Origin of the sequence: Lysobacter concretionis Ko07 = DSM 16239, from assembly GCF_000768345.1 — a bacterium.
GTDB classification, from domain to species: domain Bacteria; phylum Pseudomonadota; class Gammaproteobacteria; order Xanthomonadales; family Xanthomonadaceae; genus Novilysobacter; species Novilysobacter concretionis.
Genome location: NZ_AVPS01000001.1, coordinates 190,963 through 211,316, shown reverse-complemented (window position 1 = coordinate 211,316; position 20,354 = coordinate 190,963). Strand labels below are relative to the sequence as shown.

20 protein-coding genes and 1 tRNA gene are annotated in these 20,354 nt (G+C 68.9%); 7 read left to right on the top strand and 14 right to left on the bottom strand.

Annotation, left to right across the window (positions count from 1 at the left end; genetic code table 11):
• Positions 1-60: 60 nt before the first annotated feature.
• The 3 genes from N792_RS00855 to N792_RS00845 all read right to left on the bottom strand — a co-directional run bounded on the left by N792_RS00855 (position 61) and on the right by N792_RS00845 (position 2,425).
• On the bottom strand, positions 61-390 hold the full coding sequence (locus tag N792_RS00855; RefSeq protein WP_036191584.1) for a hypothetical protein: 330 nt from the start codon (positions 388-390) through the stop codon (positions 61-63).
• A gap of 119 nt (positions 391-509) precedes the next feature.
• Positions 510-1,448, bottom strand: a complete 939-nt coding sequence (locus N792_RS00850; RefSeq protein ID WP_036191582.1) for a patatin-like phospholipase family protein — start codon at positions 1,446-1,448, stop codon at positions 510-512.
• Entirely contained in the window at positions 1,448-2,425 is a 978-nt protein-coding gene (locus N792_RS00845; RefSeq protein WP_036191580.1) for a helix-turn-helix transcriptional regulator, read from the bottom strand. Before N792_RS00845 ends, N792_RS00850 begins: the two co-directional genes overlap by 1 nt.
• 192 nt (positions 2,426-2,617) lie before the next feature.
• On the opposite strand from N792_RS00845, the gene N792_RS00840 reads away from it, so the two are divergent.
• Positions 2,618-3,277, top strand: a complete 660-nt coding sequence (locus N792_RS00840; RefSeq protein ID WP_036191578.1) for a DUF481 domain-containing protein — start codon at positions 2,618-2,620, stop codon at positions 3,275-3,277.
• Between the two features lie 247 nt (positions 3,278-3,524).
• On the opposite strand, the gene hemC is transcribed toward N792_RS00840, so the two are convergent.
• The 7 genes from hemC to N792_RS00805 form a co-directional block, all read right to left on the bottom strand.
• Complete coding sequence (hemC, locus tag N792_RS00835) at positions 3,525-4,445, bottom strand: hydroxymethylbilane synthase (RefSeq protein ID WP_036191576.1); 921 nt, start codon at positions 4,443-4,445, stop codon at positions 3,525-3,527.
• Positions 4,446-4,584: 139 nt separating this feature from the next.
• A complete protein-coding gene (locus N792_RS00830; protein WP_036191574.1) occupies positions 4,585-5,322 on the bottom strand; it encodes a LytR/AlgR family response regulator transcription factor in 738 nt (245 codons plus the stop codon).
• Between the two features lie 96 nt (positions 5,323-5,418).
• Positions 5,419-6,102, bottom strand: coding sequence for an alpha/beta hydrolase (locus N792_RS00825; protein ID WP_036191572.1), 684 nt, complete (start codon positions 6,100-6,102; stop codon positions 5,419-5,421).
• A gap of 63 nt (positions 6,103-6,165) precedes the next feature.
• Positions 6,166-6,738 (bottom strand): NADPH-dependent FMN reductase, encoded by a 573-nt coding sequence (locus tag N792_RS00820; RefSeq protein ID WP_036191570.1) that lies wholly within the window; start codon positions 6,736-6,738, stop codon positions 6,166-6,168.
• A gap of 52 nt (positions 6,739-6,790) precedes the next feature.
• Positions 6,791-7,300 (bottom strand): YceI family protein, encoded by a 510-nt coding sequence (locus N792_RS00815; RefSeq protein ID WP_052103303.1) that lies wholly within the window; start codon positions 7,298-7,300, stop codon positions 6,791-6,793.
• Positions 7,301-7,365: 65 nt separating this feature from the next.
• Positions 7,366-7,971, bottom strand: coding sequence for a cytochrome b (locus N792_RS00810; protein WP_052103301.1), 606 nt, complete (start codon positions 7,969-7,971; stop codon positions 7,366-7,368).
• Between the two features lie 11 nt (positions 7,972-7,982).
• A complete protein-coding gene (locus N792_RS00805) occupies positions 7,983-8,690 on the bottom strand; it encodes a pirin family protein (RefSeq protein WP_036192254.1) in 708 nt (235 codons plus the stop codon).
• A gap of 180 nt (positions 8,691-8,870) precedes the next feature.
• Here N792_RS00805 and N792_RS00800 point away from each other — a divergent pair, with 180 nt between their 5' ends.
• A complete protein-coding gene (locus tag N792_RS00800; RefSeq protein ID WP_036191567.1) occupies positions 8,871-10,283 on the top strand; it encodes an amino acid permease in 1,413 nt (470 codons plus the stop codon).
• A 121-nt stretch (positions 10,284-10,404) separates the two neighbouring features.
• On the opposite strand, the gene N792_RS00795 is transcribed toward N792_RS00800, so the two are convergent.
• From N792_RS00795 to dtd, 3 genes are all read right to left on the bottom strand, one after another.
• A tRNA-Ile gene (locus N792_RS00795) sits at positions 10,405-10,477 on the bottom strand.
• A gap of 86 nt (positions 10,478-10,563) precedes the next feature.
• Positions 10,564-12,498: an RNA polymerase sigma factor RpoD gene (gene rpoD, locus N792_RS00790; protein ID WP_036191566.1), complete on the bottom strand. Its 1,935-nt coding sequence runs from the start codon at positions 12,496-12,498 to the stop codon at positions 10,564-10,566.
• Positions 12,499-12,599: 101 nt separating this feature from the next.
• On the bottom strand, positions 12,600-13,040 hold the full coding sequence (dtd, locus tag N792_RS00785) for a D-aminoacyl-tRNA deacylase (RefSeq protein WP_036191565.1): 441 nt from the start codon (positions 13,038-13,040) through the stop codon (positions 12,600-12,602).
• Between the two features lie 44 nt (positions 13,041-13,084).
• Here dtd and N792_RS00780 point away from each other — a divergent pair, with 44 nt between their 5' ends.
• From N792_RS00780 to N792_RS00770, 3 genes are all read left to right on the top strand, one after another.
• Positions 13,085-14,080, top strand: a complete 996-nt coding sequence (locus N792_RS00780) for a lauroyl acyltransferase (protein ID WP_425478827.1) — start codon at positions 13,085-13,087, stop codon at positions 14,078-14,080.
• Between the two features lie 34 nt (positions 14,081-14,114).
• Positions 14,115-14,672: a PH domain-containing protein gene (locus N792_RS00775; RefSeq protein ID WP_052103228.1), complete on the top strand. Its 558-nt coding sequence runs from the start codon at positions 14,115-14,117 to the stop codon at positions 14,670-14,672.
• Between the two features lie 85 nt (positions 14,673-14,757).
• The gene (locus N792_RS00770) at positions 14,758-16,212 is read left to right on the top strand and encodes a PH domain-containing protein (RefSeq protein ID WP_052103299.1); all 1,455 of its coding nucleotides are present in this window, start codon (positions 14,758-14,760) and stop codon (positions 16,210-16,212) included.
• A gap of 285 nt (positions 16,213-16,497) precedes the next feature.
• On the opposite strand, the gene N792_RS00765 is transcribed toward N792_RS00770, so the two are convergent.
• Positions 16,498-17,562: a CDP-glycerol glycerophosphotransferase family protein gene (locus tag N792_RS00765; protein ID WP_191150522.1), complete on the bottom strand. Its 1,065-nt coding sequence runs from the start codon at positions 17,560-17,562 to the stop codon at positions 16,498-16,500.
• Positions 17,563-17,593: 31 nt separating this feature from the next.
• Between N792_RS00765 and N792_RS00760 the strand changes: the two genes are divergently transcribed.
• Complete coding sequence (locus N792_RS00760) at positions 17,594-18,421, top strand: glycosyltransferase family 2 protein (RefSeq protein WP_052103227.1); 828 nt, start codon at positions 17,594-17,596, stop codon at positions 18,419-18,421.
• Positions 18,422-18,430: 9 nt separating this feature from the next.
• Complete coding sequence (gene asnB, locus N792_RS00755; RefSeq protein WP_036191560.1) at positions 18,431-20,347, top strand: asparagine synthase (glutamine-hydrolyzing); 1,917 nt, start codon at positions 18,431-18,433, stop codon at positions 20,345-20,347.
• Positions 20,348-20,354: the final 7 nt, after the last annotated feature.

The following is a 20,354-nucleotide window of genomic DNA, read 5'->3' as shown; positions in this document are numbered from 1 at the left end:
CGGCGGCATCCATGACCTTTATCGCATGCTCGACTGCACGACTCTCCCGCGGAAACGGATTCACGCAACTCTGGGCAGCGCAGGTCGGCCCTGCCCGCGCACTCGACGGCGGGCTTGCGGCTGCGGCCGACGGCGAATGCCATCGGCACGTCCCCGCAACGCGCGACCACCCCGGCTGAAGCGGTGTACCACCCACCATGCAACCGACGGCATTCCCAGCAGCCACAGCGGCAACCAGCCGATCAACTCGCTGCTGCCGCGGGCATCCGGCAGCAGGACAACCAGCACGGCGCCGATCGCGACGGCGTAGCGCAGCACCGCTTCAAGACGCACTTCGAACGGCTCGATCGCATGCGATGCGGCGATGGATTCGGCGGTAAACGGATTCATGGCGCACTCCTGATGATCGGGAGCCGAGCATTGCGCGCGGGCATCTCAGGGGCTGCGACTCGTGAATGCGATTTCCGGTTCCACTCACCAAACCGGCATGCGGCTCCGATCCGACCCTCTCAGTATCCCGCCGCATCCAGCGCCCGATCGGCCTCGGCACGGCCGATCGCGATGAGCTCGCGCGCGCGCCAGAACTCGTAGAACTGGCAGGCATCGCGCGGAATCCGGATCACCAGTTCCGGCGGGTCCAGCGCCAACTGCACGCGCGCGATCTGCGCCTGCATGGTGTCCAGCGAACGCGACATCAGCTCGGTGAAGCCGTACTGGCGGTCGGCCTCGTCCTCCGGCAGCGCCGCCTCGCTGCGATGGATTCGCCGCTCGATCCAGTCCAGCAGGCGCGAGTGGGCCGGCTCCTCGTCGCCGCGGCGCGGCTCGACGGGTTCGGGCCGCGGCTCGGCCGGCATGCCCGGCGGACTGACCGGCCAACTGTTCATGTCGACCGCAATCAGCCGATGCGCGCCCGACAGCCGGGTCGCGGCGATCGGCAACGGCGACAGCAGTCCACCGTCGACCAGGTCGCGACCGTCCACCCGGTGCGGGGTGAATATGCCGGGGATGGCGATCGACGCGCGCACCGCATCCCACAGGTCGCCGCGTCGCATCCAAACCACGCGCTGGCGCTGCAGGTCCACCGCCACGGCGGTGAAGTCGATCGCCATGTCCTCGATCTGCAGGTCGCCGGTACGCGCGCGCAGCGCCGCCATCAGCCGGTTGCCTTCAAACAGCGCCGGCTGGCCGAACACCGGGTCGAGCATCCGCAGCATGTCGGTACGGCCCAGGCCCAGCAGCCATTGGCTGAACTCGGCCAACCGCCCGGCCGCGAACATGCCGCCGACCAGCGCGCCGCAGGACGAACCGGCCACGGCGACGATGTTCAGCCCACGCTCCTGCAACGCCATGATCACGCCGATCTGGGCGAAGCCACGCGCGCCGCCGGCACCCAGCACCAACGCCACCGGCTCGCCCCGGCCGATCCGTGGCGCATCGGCCGGTGCCATCACCCCGGTTCCCGCTCGTAATTGCTGATCGCCAGCGACAGCAGCGCACGCGCCTGCTCGCGCAGCACCGGCGGCTCGGTGATCTCGGCGTCGCTGCCGTAATGCATCACGTCCATCAGCAGCTCGCGGCCGGAGCTGAAAGGCACTTTCAGCTCATACCGGCCATCGGGGAGGAAGCGTCCGCGCTGCTGCGAATGCCAGTGCTCGTCGGCGACCCAGCGCGCGGCCTTGGCGCTGAACAGGATCGTCGCCCAGCCCTTCGGCGTTCCGGAAAAAATGCCGTAGCTGGACGCCAGCTGGCGGTCGAGCTCCTCGTCCGGCACATCGCGCGCGACCTCGTCCAGCGCGCGCGCGGCGGTGATGCGGTCGACGGCGAAGCTGCGCAGCGCCTCGCGGTCGTGGTCCCAGGCATCCAGGTACCAGTTGTCGCGGTAATGGGTCAGCCGCTGCGGCGAGACCGTGCGCCGGGTGTGCAGGTCGGTGGAGCGTGCCCGGTATTCGAACGTGAGCTGCCGGCGGTCCAGCACCGCGGTGGCGACGTGCCGGAACGCGGTCTCGTCGAGCCGACGGGTCCGATGGGCGACCACCCGCACCCGCTCGACCGGCACCCGCCGGCCGCCGGCATGGTCATCGAGCAGTTTCTCGATACGGTGCTGCAGCGGCGCCAGCGCGTTCGACAGCACCCCGCCGCCGCTGTGCTTCATCACCTGCTGGGCGGCGAGCAACGAGTGCAATTCGTCCGAGCTCAGCCACAGGCCCGGCAGCTCGAAGCGGTCGTTCTCCTCGGGGTCGTAGCGAAAGCCGCCCTCGCCACTGCCCGTCACCGGCGCCATCAACTGGTCACGCAGATATGCCAGGTCGCGGTACACCGTCGCGCGCGAGCACTCCAGCTCGTCCTGCAGGCGCTGCAGCGTGACCGGATAGCGCGCAGCGGAGAGGATCCGATGCAGGGCGTGGATGCGTTCGATGCGTTCCATGGCGGGCACACGTAATGAGGGAGGGACGGCCGGCACGTCGATCGGTGGCGCCGACATCGCGGCCAAGCATCGCATCGGGTCTGGAGCGCCGCCACTGTGGCCGCATCGGGTTACCCCAGCTGAATGGGGGATTTGGGGGCACCCGCATTCATTGGCATACTTGCCGCCCTTGCCTCCACCCTCGGGACGACCATGCTTGGCACCCTGGGGCTGGTCCTGCTCACCGGCCCGTTCCTTACCTTGCCGATGCCCGCCGTCGATGGCGACCCGGCGCTGATGGCGCTCGGCAGCGACCCCGCGCAGTTGCGGCTGTTCTGCTACTCGACCCGTTGCGGCGACGAGGAATGGCAGCGCAACTCGCCGGTGGCTTCTCATCTGGCATTCGACGCAAAACCCCGCGCACGTCCGGCCTTGCCCGGCAGCCAGCCGTGGATCGGACTGCGCGCACCCGCACGCCCGCGCGACGCGACCGCCAGCTATTCCAACAACTGGCGCATCGGCACCCGCTACCACCTGCAGGCGCTGCGCGACGGACCGACCCGGCTGGGCGTGCAGGTCGGCGCCGGCTACCGGCTGGCGCCGCTGTATGACGACGGCATCGGCCGGCCGGGCGCGGTGCTGCGCGGCGAGCTGGACTTCGGTCACCAGATCGGCGACCGCGCGAAATGGAACCAGCGCATCCAGTTCGAGACCGGCCACGGCACCACGTTCGTCAAGCAGTCCTTCGGCCTCGACGTCACGTTATGGCCTTCGTGGACGCTGGAAACCGACTTCGAGATCCGCCACAACGAAACCGGCCGCACCGGCACCGAATCGGCGGAATCGTCATTGCAGTTGCGACGGCGGTTCTAGGCAATACGTGGCCGGACCAGGCGGATAGCGGCCAGGCCGCCCCTGTCGATGTGGCCTGAGGGCTGGCGCAGGAGCGACGTCAGTCGCGAACGCGCAGAAACGTCACTTGCCGGGTGCGTCCACCTCGGCGGGCGGAAAGCGGTCCGCTGTCGTCACACCATGTGAGGCAACTCGATCGCGGGAGAGGAGTAACGGCCGCGACCCACGTCGCTCCGGCATTCGCTGGAATGACGGGTAAAAGGCGCGGCTACGACAGCGGCGCCAGGAAATCACCCGCGCCCTGTGCCAGCAGGGCCTGTGCAACCTCCACGCCGAGTGCTTCCGGTGCATCGGCGGGGCCCTCGGCGTGCGCGCGCACGGCACGGCCATCGCTCGCCGAGCCGACCAGCCCGTGCAGCCGCAGACGCGCGCCTTCCAGCGTGGCGAAACCCGCCACCGGCACATGGCAGCTGCCATGCAGGGCGCGGTTCATCGCCCGCTCGGCCTCCACGCAGGTGCGGGTATCGGCATGGTCCAGCGCCGCGCACAGGGCCGCGGTGGCGGCATCGTCGTCGCGGCACTCGATCGCGATCGCGCCCTGCGCCGGGGCGGGCAGCCAGTCCGGCGCCTGCATGCGCGAACGGATCCGCGCATCCAGCCCCAGCCGCTGCAAACCGGCGCACGCGAGCACGATCGCGTCGTAGTCGCCGGCATCCAGCTTGGCCAGGCGGGTATTGACGTTGCCGCGCAGGTCGCGCAACTGCAGGTCCGGCCGCAACGCGCGCAGCTGCGCCTGCCGCCGCAGCGACGAAGTACCGACCACGGCCTCCTCGGGCAGGCTGGCGATGTCGTCGAAACGGTTGCTGATGAACGCATCGGCGTAGTCGGCACGCGCCAGGATCGCCGGCAGCGCGAAGCCCGGCTCCAGCTCCATCGGCACGTCCTTCAATGAGTGCACCGCGCAGTCGGCTTCGCCGCGCTGCATCGCGATTTCGAGTTCCTTGAGGAACAACCCCTTGCCGCCGATGGCTGCCAGCGAACGATCCAGCACCTCGTCGCCGCGCGTGCTCATCGGCACCAGTTCGATGTGCAGGCCGGGATGGGCGTCGCGCAGGGCGGCGGCGACGTGTTCGCTCTGCCACAGGGCAAGCGGACTTTTGCGGGTGGCGATGCGGAGGATCTGGCTCATCCGGCGATTATCGCAGGTGCTGGCGGGTCTGCAGGAGCAACTGTCTTTATCAAACGGCACGCACTTTTTTGCAGGAGCGATGTCAGTCGCGATAGCGCGCCGAAACCGGGCCTCAGTGAATTCGCGACTAACGTCGCTCCTACAGGTGCCGGAGGACTTCCCGCACGCCGGCCACGCAGCGCCGGCTCACTTCCAGCGGCTGGACGACATGCCGCAAGACCACCGTCACCTGTCCGTCCGGGCTGCGGCGCAACTCGGTGATTTCGTGGCGGGCGACCAGGCAATTGCGGTGGATCCGCAGGAAGCGCTCACCGAACTCGTCCTCCAGCGACTTCAGCGACTCCTCGATCAGGTCCTCGCCGCGCGCATGGTGGACGACGACGTACTTCTCGTCGGCATACAGGTAACGCACGTCCTCGACCGGGATCAGCCGCAGGCTGCCGCGCAGGCGGGCGCAGAGATGGCTGCGCGGGCCGGTCTTGCGATCCGTTGCGCTGCCGGCATTGCGCTCGCGCCCGGCGGCGAACGTGCGCACGCGCTCCAGCGCCGCTGCCAGGCGTTCGGCGCGCACCGGCTTGACCAGGTAGTCGATCGCCTCGGCCTCGAATGCCGACAGCGCATGGGCGTCGTAGGCGGTGCAGAACACCACCGCCGGCCGCGGCTCGAACGCCGCCAGGTGCCGCGCCGCCTCCAGCCCGTCGATGCCCGGCATCGCGATATCCAGCAGCACGAGGTCCGGCTCGTGCTCGGCGCAGGCCTGCAGCGCCTGCTGTCCATCGCCCGCCTCGGCAACCACCTCGATGCCCGGCAGATCCTTCAGCAACCCGCGCAGGCGCGCCAGCGCGAGCGGCTCATCGTCGGCAATCACGACCCTCATCGACCCGCCCCTCCGTTCATGACTGCAGCTATCACACGCGTGGACGCGCGGCATCTACACGGTCGCGCGGCCACGCAGCTGCTCCCGCCAGACCGCTCACTCCGCCGTGAAACGCACCGACATCCAGTCACCGAGATCCCGGATCTGCTCGGCGCACACCTGGTGGGCCATCGGATAACTGTGCCAGTCGACCTTGAAGCCCAGCTCGCCCAGCACCGCGGCGCTGCGCTGGCCGGCCTGGAACGGCACTACCGGGTCGTGGCTGCCGTGCGCCATGAACACCGGCTGCGCCGTCGCGCCAGGCTGCAGCAACCCGGCCGCGCGATGCGCCATCGGCAGGTAGGTCGACAGCGCCACCAGCCCGCCCAACGGCACCCGGCGCCGCAGGCCCGCCGCCAGGGTGATTGCCCCGCCCTGCGAAAAACCCGCCAGCAGGATCCGCGACGCCGGAATGCCGCGTTCGAGTTCGCGCGCGATCAGCGCCTCCACCTGCACGATCGATTCCTCGACGCCGGCCTCGTCGGCGCGGTTGGCCAGGTCGAAATCCTTGATGTCGTACCAGGCCCGCATGCGCGCGCCGTTGTTGACGGTGACTGCGCGCACCGGCGCATGCGGAAACACGAACCGCAGCCCCGGCCATTCCTTGCGCACCAGCTCGGGCACGATCGGCGCGAAATCGTTGCCGTCCGCCCCCAGCCCATGCAACCAGATGACCGCCCAGGTCGGCACAGACCGGGTCTCGTGCTCGACCGCCTCAAGCAAAGCAGCGTCTTTGTTCATCCGCCCATTGTCGCCGCTGCGGCCGGGCGGGGCCAGCGGCTGGAACCTCCCGCCCGGCGGTGCTCATGCGTTTCGCGGCAGCACCGTGAGCACGCGGGCGATGAACTGGTGGAACTCCGACAGGTAGTTGCCCAGGAACTCGGCCGTGGCCGGGTCGTTGATCTCGCCGGACTCGCTGATCATGCCCGGCTTGAACTGGATGTAGGCCTCGGGCGCGTTCATCTGCGGCGAGTTGAGGAAGCCGAGCACGCTGCGCAATTGCTGCTGCGCCACGGCCGTACCGATCGCGCCGGGCGAGGTGCCGATCACGCCGGACGGGATGTTCGCGAACGAGTTCGTTCCCCACGGGCGGCTGGCCCAGTCGATCGCGTTCTTCAGTCCGCCGGGAATGGAACGGTTGTACTCGGGCGTGACAAACAGGACCGCGTCGGAACCTTCGATCGCCTTCTTGAACGCTGTCGCGACCTCGGGGTAGCTCTCGTCGTAGTCGTAGCTGTAGAGCGGAAGGTCCTTGTACGGAATCTCATGAAACTTGAGTTCCCGTGGCGCCAGCTTGAACAATGCCTGGGCCAACTGGCGGTTGATCGAGTGTTTCGCCAGGCTGCCGATCAGGTACCCCACGTTGTACGTCGTCATGTCATTTTCCTCGTGTGCTGGATGGTTGCGGCCTACTTTATTCCGGCAAAGTTCAGGGCGCGTGAGAGAACCGGACGCGGGTCGAGATGGCGACCTCGTCCGGAATGAGGCTGGTGTCGGCCCAGTCACCGCCGCCGACCCCGAACGCCAGGCGCTCGACCTTTGCCTTGCCCGCCAGCACCGGCGCCTCGCCAGGCGTCCAGGTGAACGTCAGCGTGACCGGCTTGCCCACGCCGCGCAGACTGAGCGTCCCATCGGCGGCGTACTGGTTGCCACCCAGGCTGCGGAAGCCGCGGGCGGTGTAGCGCGCCTGCGCGAACTTCGCGACATTGAAGAAGTCCGCCCCCCGCAACGTGTCGTTGCGGTCGGGGTTCCGGGTGTCCGCCCCGGCCAGAGGAATCAGCACATCGAGCCTTGCGTCCTGCGGGGCGGCCGGGTCGAAGCTGAGGGTGGTGCGGAAGCCGGGAAACTGCCCGGTGAAGATCTCGCCCTGGTACTCACTGGCGAAGGTCAACGCACCCGAGGACTGGACATAGTCCGCGGCGTTGGCGGAACCGGCCATCAGGCCGGCGCTGGCGAGGGAAAGGATCAACAGGGAGTGCTTGAAGGTCATGTCAGTGGTCCAGATCAGTTGTTGAGGTCGGAAGTCGGAGCAGGACGCTGCTTGCCGCCCGGCGCACGCGGCAGCATGCGCAGCAACGTGTCATCGCGCTGCACGAAGTGGTGGTACAGGGCCGCGCCGGCGTGCAGGGCCACCAGCAGCACGAGCAGCCAGAACCCCCACCGGTGCACGTTGACCGCCAGCTCCGCCAACGCGGTATCGCGCCCGGCAATCGCGGGCAGGTTGAACTGTTTGAACCACTGCAGCGGATAACCGGAGGCGGAGTTGAACAGCCATCCGCTCAGCGGCATCGCCAACAGCAGCACGTAGAGCCCGACATGGGTGAGCGATGCGATCCGCTCCTGCCAGGCCGGCGTGCCAGTCACCGGCCTGGGCGCACGGGCCAGCAGCCGCCACGCCAGCCGCACCACCACCAGCGCCAGCAGGGTGAGTCCCAGCGATTTGTGCAGCGCATAGGCGTTGATCTTCGCCGGCGTGTTGGGCATGTCGACCATCGTCAGCCCCCGCCACGCCAGCCAGACGATCAGCGCCAGCGTGGCCCAGTGCAGCAGCTGGCTCACCGGCGACCAGCGGTCGGGACGGCGCTTGCCGGTACTGTCCTTGGGGTTCATCGCGGCCGGCCTCATTGCAGCTGCGGCAGGTCGAAGACGAGGATCTCGGCGCCCTCGCCGCGCTCGATCAGCACCTGCGACTCGTCGGCATACAGCAACGCGTCACCAGCGGAGACGGCGTGGCCATTCACCAGCGCGCTGCCGCGGGCCATGTGCACATAGCCCAGGCGGCCCGGCGCCAGCTCCAGAGCGGCCTGTTCACCGGCATCGAACAGTCCGGCGTACATCCGTGCGTCCTGGTGGATCAGCACCGAACCGTCGGCGCTGTCCGGGCTGGCCACCAAGCGCAGGCGGCCGCGCTTCTCGGCCTCCGGGAACGTCTTCTGCTCATAGCCGGGCTGAATGCCGCGCACGGAGGGGATGATCCAGATCTGCAGGAAATGCGTGGTCTTGCCCTGCTCGTGGTTGTACTCGGAGTGGGTGACGCCGGTGCCGGCGCTCATCCGCTGCACCTCGCCCGGCACGATGGTGGCGCCGGTGCCCATGGAGTCGCGGTGGGCCAATGTGCCGTCGAGGACGTAGCTGATGATCTCCATATCCTGATGCGGATGGGTACCGAAGCCCTCGCCACCCTGCACCCGGTCTTCGTTGATGACCCGCAGCGGGCCCCAGTGCATGTGGTTCGGGTCGTGGTAACCGGCGAACGAGAAGCTGTGCCAGGAATCCAGCCAGCCGTGGTTGGCGTGGCCGCGTTCCGAGGCGGGGCGCAAAGTGATCATGTCGGCGGTCTCCGTGTTCAATGGGCGACGGTGCGTCGCCTGATGCAAACAGCGTGATTGATATCTATATTGGGATAAACAACAGTTTTTATATATGTACGTTCTATATTTGACACATCAACCCGCCAATCGCACTGACAGGTATCGTTGCGGGTTCGCCACTCGCAGCCTGTCCACCACATGTCCCTTCCTCCGCAGCACTCCGGCAACACCTCCACCGACTTTCCCACCGCTGGCGAACCGCGGCTTCAGCATGCCTTGAAGCCCCGCCAGCTGATCATGATGGGCCTGGGCACCGCCATCGGCGCGGGCCTGTTCCTCGGTTCGGGCGTGGGTGTGCAGGCGGCGGGGCCGGCGGTGCTGGTGTCCTATCTGATCGCCGGCGCGCTGGTGATCATCGTGATGCACGCGCTGGGTGAGATGGCCGCCGCGCGTCCGTCCAGCGGCGCGTTCTCGGTCTATGCCGCCGACGCGATGGGCCCGACCGCGGGAGCCACCGTCGGCTGGCTGTGGTGGCTGCAGATCGTGGTCGTGGTCGCGGCCGAATCGGTCGGGGCCGCCGGACTGCTGGCCACGGTCTGGCCCTCGCTGTCGGTGCCGTGGCTGTCGCTGCTGTTCATGGCGGTCTTCACCGCGATCAACCTGCTGGGTGTGCGCAACTTCGGCGAGTTCGAATTCTGGTTCGCGATCATCAAGGTGATCGCAATCCTCGCCTTCATCGTCATTGGCGCCGCGTTGCTGCTCGGGCTCCTGCCGGCCGCGCCCTCGCCGGGGCTGTCCAACATCACCGCCCACGGCGGCTTCGCGCCCAAGGGCCTGGCCGGGATCGGCGCGGCCTTGCTGGTGGTGGTGTTCGCGTTCGGCGGCACCGAGATCGTCGCCATCGCGGCCGCGGAATCCGAGCAGCCAGGACGCAGCCTCGCCCGCGCGATCCGCACCGTCGCCTGGCGCATCCTGGTGTTCTACATCGGCTCGATCGCGGTGATCATCGCAGTGGTGCCGTGGACCAGCGACGCCTTGAAGTCGCCGTTCGCGGCGGTGCTGCAGGTCGCCGCGATCCCGGGCGCGGCCACCGCGATCACCCTGGTCGCGGTGATCGCGCTGCTGTCGGCGCTCAACGCCAACCTGTATGGCGCCTCGCGGATGATCTTCTCGCTGGCCGAACGCGGCGAGGCACCCCGCGGCCTGGCCCGGGTGAACCGGCGCATGGTGCCGCTGGTCGCGGTGCTGGCGAGCGTCACGTTCGGGTTCTTCGCCACCCTGCTGGAGCTGTGGTTCCCCGAGCGGGTACTGCCCGCGCTGCTCAACCTGGTCGGCTCGACCTGCCTGATGGTGTGGACGATCACCCTGGTCTCGCAGCTGATCCTGCGCCGGCGCGCGGACCGCACCGGCACGCCGTTGCCGTTCCGCATGGGCGGCTTCCCGTACGTGACCTGGCTGGGCCTGGCGATCCTGACACTGATCTTCGCCCTGACGCTGCTGTCGCCCGACTCACGGGTGCAACTGCTGTCCACCTTCGCGCTGACGCTGGCTATCGCCGCGGCCTGCGAGGTCGCGCGACGTGGGCGAAGCCGCAAGGGCCGGCAGCAGTAGAACTGCCGACTGAAACGTGGGAAGAAACGAGAAACGCCTTGACCAGCCACTGCCTGGTCGGCCAATGAAGTCAAAGACGTGGCGGATGCAACGGCAATGCAGCAAGACCGCCATCAAGAACTGGGCCCACCAGGACTCGAACCTGGAACCAAAGGATTATGAGTCCTCTGCTCTAACCATTGAGCTATAGGCCCGCAGCGCGGACGGGAATTGTAGCCGGTAAAAAACCGAAGCCCCGCACGGGGCGGGGCTTCGGGTCATGCATCGCTTCGCCGCGGGCCTACTCGATATCGAGGAAGCTGCGCAGCTGCTCGGAGCGGCTCGGGTGACGCAGCTTGCGCAGCGCCTTGGCCTCGATCTGGCGGATCCGCTCGCGGGTGACGTCGAACTGCTTGCCGACTTCCTCCAGCGTGTGATCGGTGTTCATGTCGATGCCGAAGCGCATGCGCAGCACCTTGGCCTCGCGCGGGGTCAGCCCGGCGAGCACGTCACGCACGGTTTCCATCAGGTTGATGTTGACCGTCGCATCCACCGGGGACTCCACGTTGGTGTCCTCGATGAAATCGCCCAGGTGGGAGTCCTCGTCGTCGCCGATCGGGGTCTCCATCGAGATCGGCTCCTTGGCGATCTTCATCACCTTGCGGACCTTGTCCTCGGGCATCTCCATTTCCTTGGCCAGCTCCTCCGGCGTGGCCTCGCGGCCGTACTGCTGGAGCATCTGGCGCGAGATCCGGTTGAGCTTGTTGATCGTCTCGATCATGTGCACCGGGATGCGGATGGTGCGTGCCTGGTCGGCGATCGAGCGGGTGATCGCCTGGCGGATCCACCAGGTGGCGTAGGTCGAGAACTTGAAGCCGCGACGGTGCTCGAACTTGTCGACCGCCTTCATCAGGCCGATGTTGCCTTCCTGGATCAGGTCGAGGAACTGCAGGCCGCGGTTGGTGTACTTCTTGGCGATCGAGATCACCAGGCGCAGGTTGGCCTCGACCATTTCGCGCTTGGCCTTGCGGGCGCGGGTCTCGCCGTAGGCCATGGTGCGACTGATCTCGCGCAGGTCGTTCAGGGTCATGCGCATCGCCTGTTCGGTGGCGATGGTGGCCTCCTGCTCGGCGATGATCTGGTCCTTGACGTCACGCAGGCCGGACGCCCACTTCTGCTTGCGCTTGAGCAGCTCGTCGACCCACTCCAGGTTGGTCTGGTTGCCATCCCAGGAGCGGATGAAGTCCTTGCGCGGCATCTTCGCCACGCGGGTCGCCAGCTCCAGGATGCGGCGCTCGTGGCGCTTGATCTCGGCCTGGGTGGCACGCATGTTGTCGACCAGTACGTCGGTCAGCGGCAGCGGCAGCTTCAGGGTCACGAAGATCTCGGCCATGTCCTCGCGCAGCTTGGTCACGCTCTTGTGGCTCGGACCGTGCTTGGCGTAGGCCTTCTCGAACTTGGCGTACAGCTCGCTCAGGTGCTCGAAGCGGCTGGTGACCTCGGCCGGATCCGGACCGGTCGGGCCTTCATCGACGACCTCGTCCTCTTCTTCGTCTTCCGCGTCCTCGTCGGCCTCGTCATCGTCGATGACACCCTTGCCCGCCTTGACAGGCTTGGCCGCCTTCGCCGGCTTGACCTCTTTCTTTTCTTCCACCGGCGCCACGGACATGGCTTCGGCCGGCGGCGGTGCGACGGTCGGATCCTCGAGCTGGTCCAGGAAGCCGACCAGCAGCTCGGCCAGGCGCTTCTTGCCGGCCTTGTGCAGCTCGTAGTCCTGCAGGATCAGCTGGATTGTGCTGGGAAACAGGCCCAGCGAGGCCTGGACCTGGTTCAGGCCGTCCTCGATGCGCTTGGCGATTTCGATTTCGCCTTCGCGGGTCAGCAGGTCGACCGTGCCCATCTCGCGCATGTACATGCGCACCGGGTCGGTGGTGCGGCCACCTTCGGCATCCAGGCCGGTCAGTGCGGCCGCAGCCTCTTCGGCCGCGCTCTCATCGACCTCGCGGCCACTGGCACTGCTGTCGCCAAGCGACAGCGTGTCGGCATCCGGCGCAACTTCGTGCACCTCGATGCCCATGCCGTTGATCAACGCGATGACATCTTCGATCTGCTCGGCCTCGACCATGTCGTCGGGCAAGTGATCGTTGACCTCCGCATAGGTCAGGTAGCCTTGTTCCAGGCCCTTGCTGATCAGCGTTTTGATATCGGACTGGGGGGCCTGACGTTCGTTTGCCATACGGCTGCGCCACCATGTAATGGGGAGGAGGGAACCTTCTATTATACCAGTGTGCCGCATGCCCACCCGAAAGCGTGCTGTGGCAAGGGTTTTCCGGACTCTCAGGCCCGTAGAAGGAAGGTGACCGGGCCATCATTGACCAGGCTTACCACCATATGGGCACCGAAGCGGCCGGTTTCCACCCCTGCAGGGTGCCGGGCCCGGCAGGTTTGCAGCAACTGGTTGAACACCGGTTCAGCCAGATCCGGCGCCGCGGCGGTGCTGAAGCCCGGTCGCATGCCGCTGGCGGTGTCCGCGGCGAGCGTGAACTGGCTGATCAGCAGCAGGCGCCCGCCGGCTTCCCCCAGGCCCAGGTTCATGCGTCCCCCGGCGTCGGCAAACACCCGGTACCCGAGCAGGCGCTGGGCCATCCGCGCAACCTGCGCGTCGCCATCGCCCGGTTCGATGCCGACCAGCGCCAGCAGGCCCGGGCCGATCTCGCCGACCACGTTGTCGTCGACGCGGACACTGGCTTGGGTAACGCGCTGGATCAAGGCGAGCATCGGCAGAGCATAACGGGCGATCCGGGCGGGTGCTGGTTCCCCGGATGCCCTCTCGCCCGGCCCCGCCGAAGGGGTGCCTGCCGCCGGCTACACTGCGACGGATGACCGACCTCGCCGCCCGTCTGCTGTACGCCCTCGCCGCCCTGCTGGCGCGGTTGCCGTGGCCCTGGCTGTACCGTCTGGGCGATCTGCTGGCGGTCGCAGTACTGCGCCCGCGCAGCCGCGAGAGCCGGGTGACGGCCTGCAACCTGCAGATCGCCTATCCGCACATGCACCCGTCCCAGCGCGACGAGTTGCGGCAGGCGATCCTGCGCACCACGGCCCGGCAGTTGATGGAAACGCTGCGCCTGTGGACCCGGCCGCATGCCGAGAACCTGGCATTGATCCGCGAGCAGCACGGCACCGAGCTGCTCGACGCGGCGATTGCCGGCGGACGCGGAGTGATCATCGCCGCGCCGCATTACGGCAACTGGGAACTGCTGAACCAGTGGCTGGCCGCGCGCACGCCGCTGGCGATCCTGTACGCGCCGCCGGAGTCGAAGGTTGGCGAGGCCTTCCTCAACCGCGTGCGGGCCGATGACCGCACCGACGGCCAGCCCCCGCGCGTGACCCAGGTCCGCGCCGAGGCCGCCGGCGTGCGCCAGCTGTTCAAGCGCCTGGCCGCAGGCGGCGTGCTGGGCATCCTGCCCGACCAGCAACCCAAACAGGGCGACGGCGAGTTCGGCCCGTTCTTCGGCAAGGAAGCATTGACGATGACCCTGCTGGGCCGGCTGGCCGCACGCAGCGGAGCCGTGGTGCTGATGGCGTACTGCGAGCGCATCGACAGCCACCGCGCCGGGCCGGGTTTCGCGCTGCACCTGGAGTCCACACCCGCAGCCGTGGCCGACGCCGATCCGCGGATCGCGGTGGCGGCGCTGAACGCGGCGATCGAGCGCATCGCACGTCGCGATCCGGCGCAGTACCAATGGACCTACAAACGCTATTCGCTGCGCCCCTCCGGCCGCGGCGAGGACAACCCGTACTGGCCACAGTGCTACTGAGCCACACGCCGCAACGGCCTTGAAGGATCGCCGCATGACCCCGCCCTCCGCTGCCGACCCCGGCCCCGCGTTGCCCCTCGCCGGGGAACCCGCCGACTGGCAACCGTTGCCGATCCGGGCACGTGCGCTGTTCCTCCTCGGCACGATGCCCTCGCTGGCGCTGCCCGGCGCGGTGATCGGCTACCTCGCCGGCCAGGTCGGCGGGGGTCTGGGCTTTCAATCCCTCGTTGGGTTTGCGTCCCTTGTGCCGGCCTTGATCGGTTCGGCCTGCGGCCTGCTGATCGGCGGCGGATTCGGATTCTGGCTCGGGCTGAAACGATACCGTTACACGTTCTGGCGACTGGACTCCGAAGGCCTGGCCGTACGCCGTGGCCGGATGTGGTGGCGCGAGACGCGGGTACCGGCGACCCGTGTCCAGCATCTGGACCTCAAGCGCGGGCCACTGCAACGTCGCCGCCAGCTGGCGACGCTGGTGGTGCATACCGCCGGCACGCGCCACAGCGCGGTGGAGGTCGTCCACCTCGACCTGGCCGACGCGGAACACCTGCGCGACCGGCTCGCACGCCAGATCGACCACGACGATGACGACTGATCCGGCCGCCCCAGCCCCCGCGCAGACATCCACGCCCGATCCCTTGCCGGCCGCCCCCGCGCCCGCCGAGCGGCACCTGCACCCGATGTCCTGGCTGTTCGTGTTGCTGGCACAGCTCAGGCAGTTCGTGGTGCCGCTGCTCGCGCTGTTCGTGTTCGGCCGCGGCGACCGCAACGAGCTGTGGCCGCTGATCGGCGTCGGCGCGCTGGCGGTGGCTTCGATATGGCAGTACTTCACCTACCGCTACGGCGTGGGCGCCGACGCGCTGGTGGTGCGCAGCGGCTTGTTCGAACGCAGCCTGCGGGTGATTCCGTTCGCCCGCATCCACAACGTCGACGTGCAGCAATCGGTGCTGCACCGGTTGTTCGGGGTGGCCGAGGTGCGGCTGGAATCGGCCGGCGGCAAGAAGCCCGAAGCGCACATGCGGGTGCTGAAACTGGACGACGCGCTGGCACTGGAAACCCTGGTGCGCCGCCGCGGTGCAGCCTCCGCCGCAGCCGATGCAATCCCGGACAGCACCCCGGGCTCACCTGCAAGCCAGCCCGCCGCCACGGTGCTGCTGCGCCTGTCGACCACCGACCTGCTACGGCTGGGGCTGGTGTCCAACCGCGGCATGATCCTGGTCGGCGCCGCCATCGCCGCGTTCTCGCAGACCGGCTCGCAGGTCTGGCCCGATCTGTTCGAGCAGGTCGCCCGTTACGGAGCGGACTGGTCCGGCCAACACCATCTCGGGACGTCCCAGTACGTGTTGGGCGGAGTGGCGGCTCTGCTCACTGTGCTGGCCTTGCTGCGGCTGCTGTCGATCGTGCTGGCGGTGTTGCAGTACCACGGCTTCGTGCTGAGCCAGGACGGCCGGCGGTTGACGGTCGAGCGCGGCCTGCTGGCGCGCTGGCGCACCAGCGCGTCGCGGCGGCGGATCCAGGCGTGGACGCTCAGCGAAGGACTGACCCACCGGTTGCTGGGTCGGCGCAGCCTGGAGGTCGATACCGCCGCAGGCGAGGAGAACGGGCAATCGCGCGCGCTGCGCGAGCTGGCGCCGATCGCCACGCCGGCCGCCTGCGACGCGCTGATCGAACGGCTGCTGCCGGACGCCCGCTGGCCGGAGCTCCTCTGGCGGCCGCTGCCGCTGCAATCCTGGTGGCGGCGGTTCGTGCCCGCACTGCCGTGGACGGCGCTGGTCACCGCGGCACTGGTCTGGCGCTTTGGCAACTGGGGCGCACTGGCGTTGCTGTGGCTGCCCTGGGCGGCGCTCAAGGCGCGGGCCCAGGCCCGACGGGCGGCCTATGCGGTGGGCGCGGAACTGCTGGCGGTGCGCGAGGGCTGGTGGAGCCGGCATTGGCGCTTCGCCGAGATCGACAAGCTGCAGGCACTGCAACTCACCCGTTCACCGCTCGACCGTCGCTGCGCCACCGCGACGCTGTGGCTGGACACCGCCGGCGCACGCTCGCCGCTGCGGATCCGCTACCTGCCCGAAGCCGACGCGCAGGCGATCTACCGCCTGCTGTCGCAGGAACTCGCCCGTCGTCCGCTGCGCTGGTAGCGGTCCGCAATGGGTGGGCCCGGCCCTGATCCCGGAACCGGCTGGGCGCGAAAACCGGCGGCTTTGGAGTGAAAGCGACGTCAGTCGCGACCTGACCATCACTCCGATGGACCAACACGGCAGCCGTAACGTGCCGCCATCGGCAGCAAGGAAAGGAACACCGCGACGGGGAGCTCTGCGCGTTCGCGACTGACGTCGCTCCTACACAAAACCTCAAGCCCGCATCTGGCAAGAGCGGCTTCTGCCGCGGCCGCGGCCGCGACAAACGATCCTGGCAATGCGATATCAGCCGCCGGCAGGGCCCCAGTAGCCGAGCTCCCTGCGGATCTGCAGCCGCCGCAACAGCGCGCCCCACGGTTTGCGGCGCAGCGGACCCAGTTCGCCGGCGAGCAAGGCATCGGTCGCGGCGATCACGCGTTGCGAGGAGCGTCCATCGCGCCAGGGATGGATCGCCTCGGCATACGCGTCCAGCGCAGCCAGCAATGCCGGCGGTGGGGAGAAGGCGTGATCAAGCATCTCCGGCAGCCGGGCCGGATCGTCGAAATCCAGCATGTGCGGCTTCGGCGCGCGGTTGCGGAAGGTGACCACCGGCTTGCGCTGGACCACGAACTCGCTCACCACCGAGGTCGTGTCCGCGACCAGCACGTCTGCGGCGCGCTGCGCACTGACCAGTTGCTCGGTCTCCACGAAACGGGCGTTGTCGCCGGCCAGCGCGCGGTAGCGGTCGAACCACTCCGGCGCGCACTTCGGGTGCAGGGTCAGCAGCCAGTAGCGATCGCCACGCGCGACCTCGGCGGCGATCGCGTCGAACAGGTGCGGCGCCGCGCTCAGCCGCTCGGTGAAGGTCGAGGCGAACAGCACCACCGGTCGCCCGCCGGCCGCGTCGCGCAGTTGCCGGGCCAGCGGATCGGCCTCGCCGAACAACGGGTCGAGCTTGGGCCAGCCGGTCTCGACCACCGCGAAATGGCCGGCCTGCGCGGCCAGTTCGCGGAACGGTGCCGTGGTCGCCGGCCCCTGGGTGCAGTACAGGTCGAACAGCCCGCGCACGCGGAAGTGGCCGCGCGCGGCGTCGCGTTTTTCGACATTGAAGCCGTGGAACAGCTGCACCTTCGCGCCCGACACGAACGGCGGCACCCAGTTGGCAGCGCTGAACACCGCGCGCGGTTTCAGCGCGACCGCGGCGCGGGCGTCGTCTATCCTGCGCACCGGTGCCGGCAAGCTCGCGCCTGACGCGCCATCGACGAACCAGGCGTGCACGCCATGGCCGCCGGCTTGCAGCGCCTGCGCCAGCGGCTGCAGGATGGGCAGCGCGTAGCGCTCGGTCGCGAACAACAGGTACTCCGCCATCAACGCTCCTTCGGTTCCATCGCCGCGCGAACCCATGCCCACGCTGCCGCCCCGCATCTCGGCCTGCATTATCACGTTCAACGAGGCCGACCGCATTGGCGACTGCCTCGCCTCACTGGCGTTCTGCGACGAGATCGTGGTGGTCGACTCGCACTCCACCGACGCCACCGTCGAGATCGCCCGCGCGCTGGGCGCCAGGGTGCTGCAGCGGCCGTTCGACGGCTTCCGCAGCCAGAAGCAGTTTGCCGTCGAGCAGGCCGGCCACGACTGGGTGCTATGCCTGGACGCGGACGAACGGGTCGGCGACGCACTGCGCGCGTCGATCCAGGCCGCGCGTGACAACGGCTTCAACGGCGCCGCCGGCTACCGTTTTGCCCGGCTGGACTGCTATTTCGGCCGTTTCCTGCGCCATGGCAACGCCTATCCGGACCGCGTGCTGCGCCTGTTCGACCGCCGCCGCGGCGGCTGGCGCGGGCAGCGCGAGATCCACGAGGCGGCCAGCGTCGACGGCGCGGTGCAGACCCTCGCCGGCGACCTGATCCACTACCCGTACCGCTCGCTCGAGCAGCAACTGGCCAAGACCCAGCGCTACGCACGGATGATGGCCGAGCACGATTTCGCCCGCGGCAAGCGCGCTTCGCTGGCCAAGCTGGTGCTGTCGCCGGCCTGGCGGTTCTGGCGCGGCTACCTGCTGCGCGGCGGCTTCCGCGACGGCTGGCACGGGCTGGTGTACGCCTACGTGCGCGCCAACTACGTGCGTCAGAAGACGATCATGCTGTGGCTGCTGCAGAACGGCCAACCGGTGGTCACCCCGGAATGTACCGACCCTGCCGAACCGCGCACCACCACCCCCGATCTCTGAGACCCGACCATGTGTGGAATCGCCGGCGCCTGGTCGCCCACCCCGCGCGACAGCGCCGACGAACTGCGCGCCCTGGGCGCACGCATGGGCAGCGCGATCGCCCATCGCGGGCCGGACGACGCCGGCAGCTGGGTCGAACCCGGCGTCGGGCTGGTACTCGCGCACCGGCGGCTGGCGATCGTCGACCTGAGTCCGGAGGGCCACCAGCCGATGGCCTCGCCCGACGGCCGCTGGGTCATCGCGTTCAACGGCGAGATCTACAACCACGCCGCATTGCGCAGCGAACTGGCGGCATTGGGACACGGCTTTCGCGGCCATTCCGATACCGAAGTGCTGCTGGCCGCGATCACGCAATGGGGCGTCGAGGCGGCGCTGGAGCGCGGCAACGGCATGCTCGCGCTGGCGGCCTGGGACCGCCGCGACCGGGTGCTGTGGCTGGCCCGCGACCGGGTCGGCAAGAAGCCGCTGTACTACGGCTGGAGCGGTGACGGCACGTTCGTGTTCGGCAGCGAACTGGCGGCGTTGCGTGCGCATCCGGCGCTGCGCACCGAGGTCGATCCCGACGCGTTGGCGCTGCTGCTGCGGCTGGACTACATCCCCGCGCCGCACGCGATTTTGCGCGGGGTGCACAAGCTGCCCGCCGGCCGCCTGTTGCGGGTCGACCAGGCCCTCGTGCGCGCCGGCGACGCGGCGTTCGACCCGGCCAGCGCGCCGCAAACGTGGTGGAGCAGCCTGGACCGCCAGCGCGCGGCGATCCGGCAGGGTTTCGACGGCGACGAGGGCAGCGCGCTGTCCACGCTCGATACCTTGCTGCGCGATGCCACCGCGCTGCGCATGCAGGCCGACGTGCCGCTGGGCGCATTCCTGTCCGGCGGCACCGACTCCTCGCTCGTCACCGCGCTGATGCAGGCGCAGTCCGCGCGGCCGGTGCGCAGCTTCTCGATCGGGTTCGACAACGCGGTGCACGACGAGAGCGGGTACGCCGCGGCAGTCGCCCGCCACCTCGGCACCGACCACACCCGCCTGCATGTCGACGGCCACGCCGCACTGGATCTGGTGCCGGAACTGCCGCGGATCTTCGACGAGCCGTTTGCCGACTCCTCGCAGGTGCCGACCGCCCTGCTGTGCCGGCTGGCGCGGCAGCACGTCACCGTGGCCCTGTCCGGCGACGGCGGCGACGAACTGTTCTTCGGCTACGGCCGCTACGCACGGGCGCTGCGCAACGAGCAGCGCCTGGCCCGGTTGCCCCGCCAACTGCTGGCACGGCTGGCCGGCGACCCCGGCGAACGGGCGCGCCTGGGCGGTCTGGCGGCGTTGCGCGCCGAGCTCGCGGCGGGCGACCTGCAGGGGCTGGCCCGCCAACGGGTCAGCCGCTGGCGCCGCCCCGAGGATGTGGTGATCGGCGCCCGCCGCGTATCCACCGCCTACGACGACCCCGCCGCGATGCCCGGCGTCGGCACCGGCGCGGATGCGCTGATGCAGATGGACTTCGCCTGCTACCTGGCCGAGGACATCCTGACCAAGGTCGACCGCGCCAGCATGGCGGTGGGGCTGGAGGCGCGCGCGCCGCTGCTGGACTGGCGCGTGGCCGAGTTCGCCTGGTCGCTGCCGCTTTCGATGAAGTGGCATGAGGGCACCCTCAAGCACCTGCCCAAGCAGTTGCTGTCGCGCTACCTGCCCGATGAGCTGGTGCACCGGCCGAAATCCGGCTTCGGCGCACCGGTCGGCGACTGGCTGCGCGGCCCGCTGCGCGACTGGGCCGAAGCCCAGCTCGACGAGCGCCGGCTGCGCGAGGAAGGCCACTTCCGGCCCGAACCGATCCGCGCGATCTGGGCCGAATTCCTCGCCGGCCAGCGCAAGTGGCATACCCACCTGTGGGGCGTGCTGATGTTCCAGGCCTGGCGGGAAACCCTGAATCAAGTTTGAGGCGGGT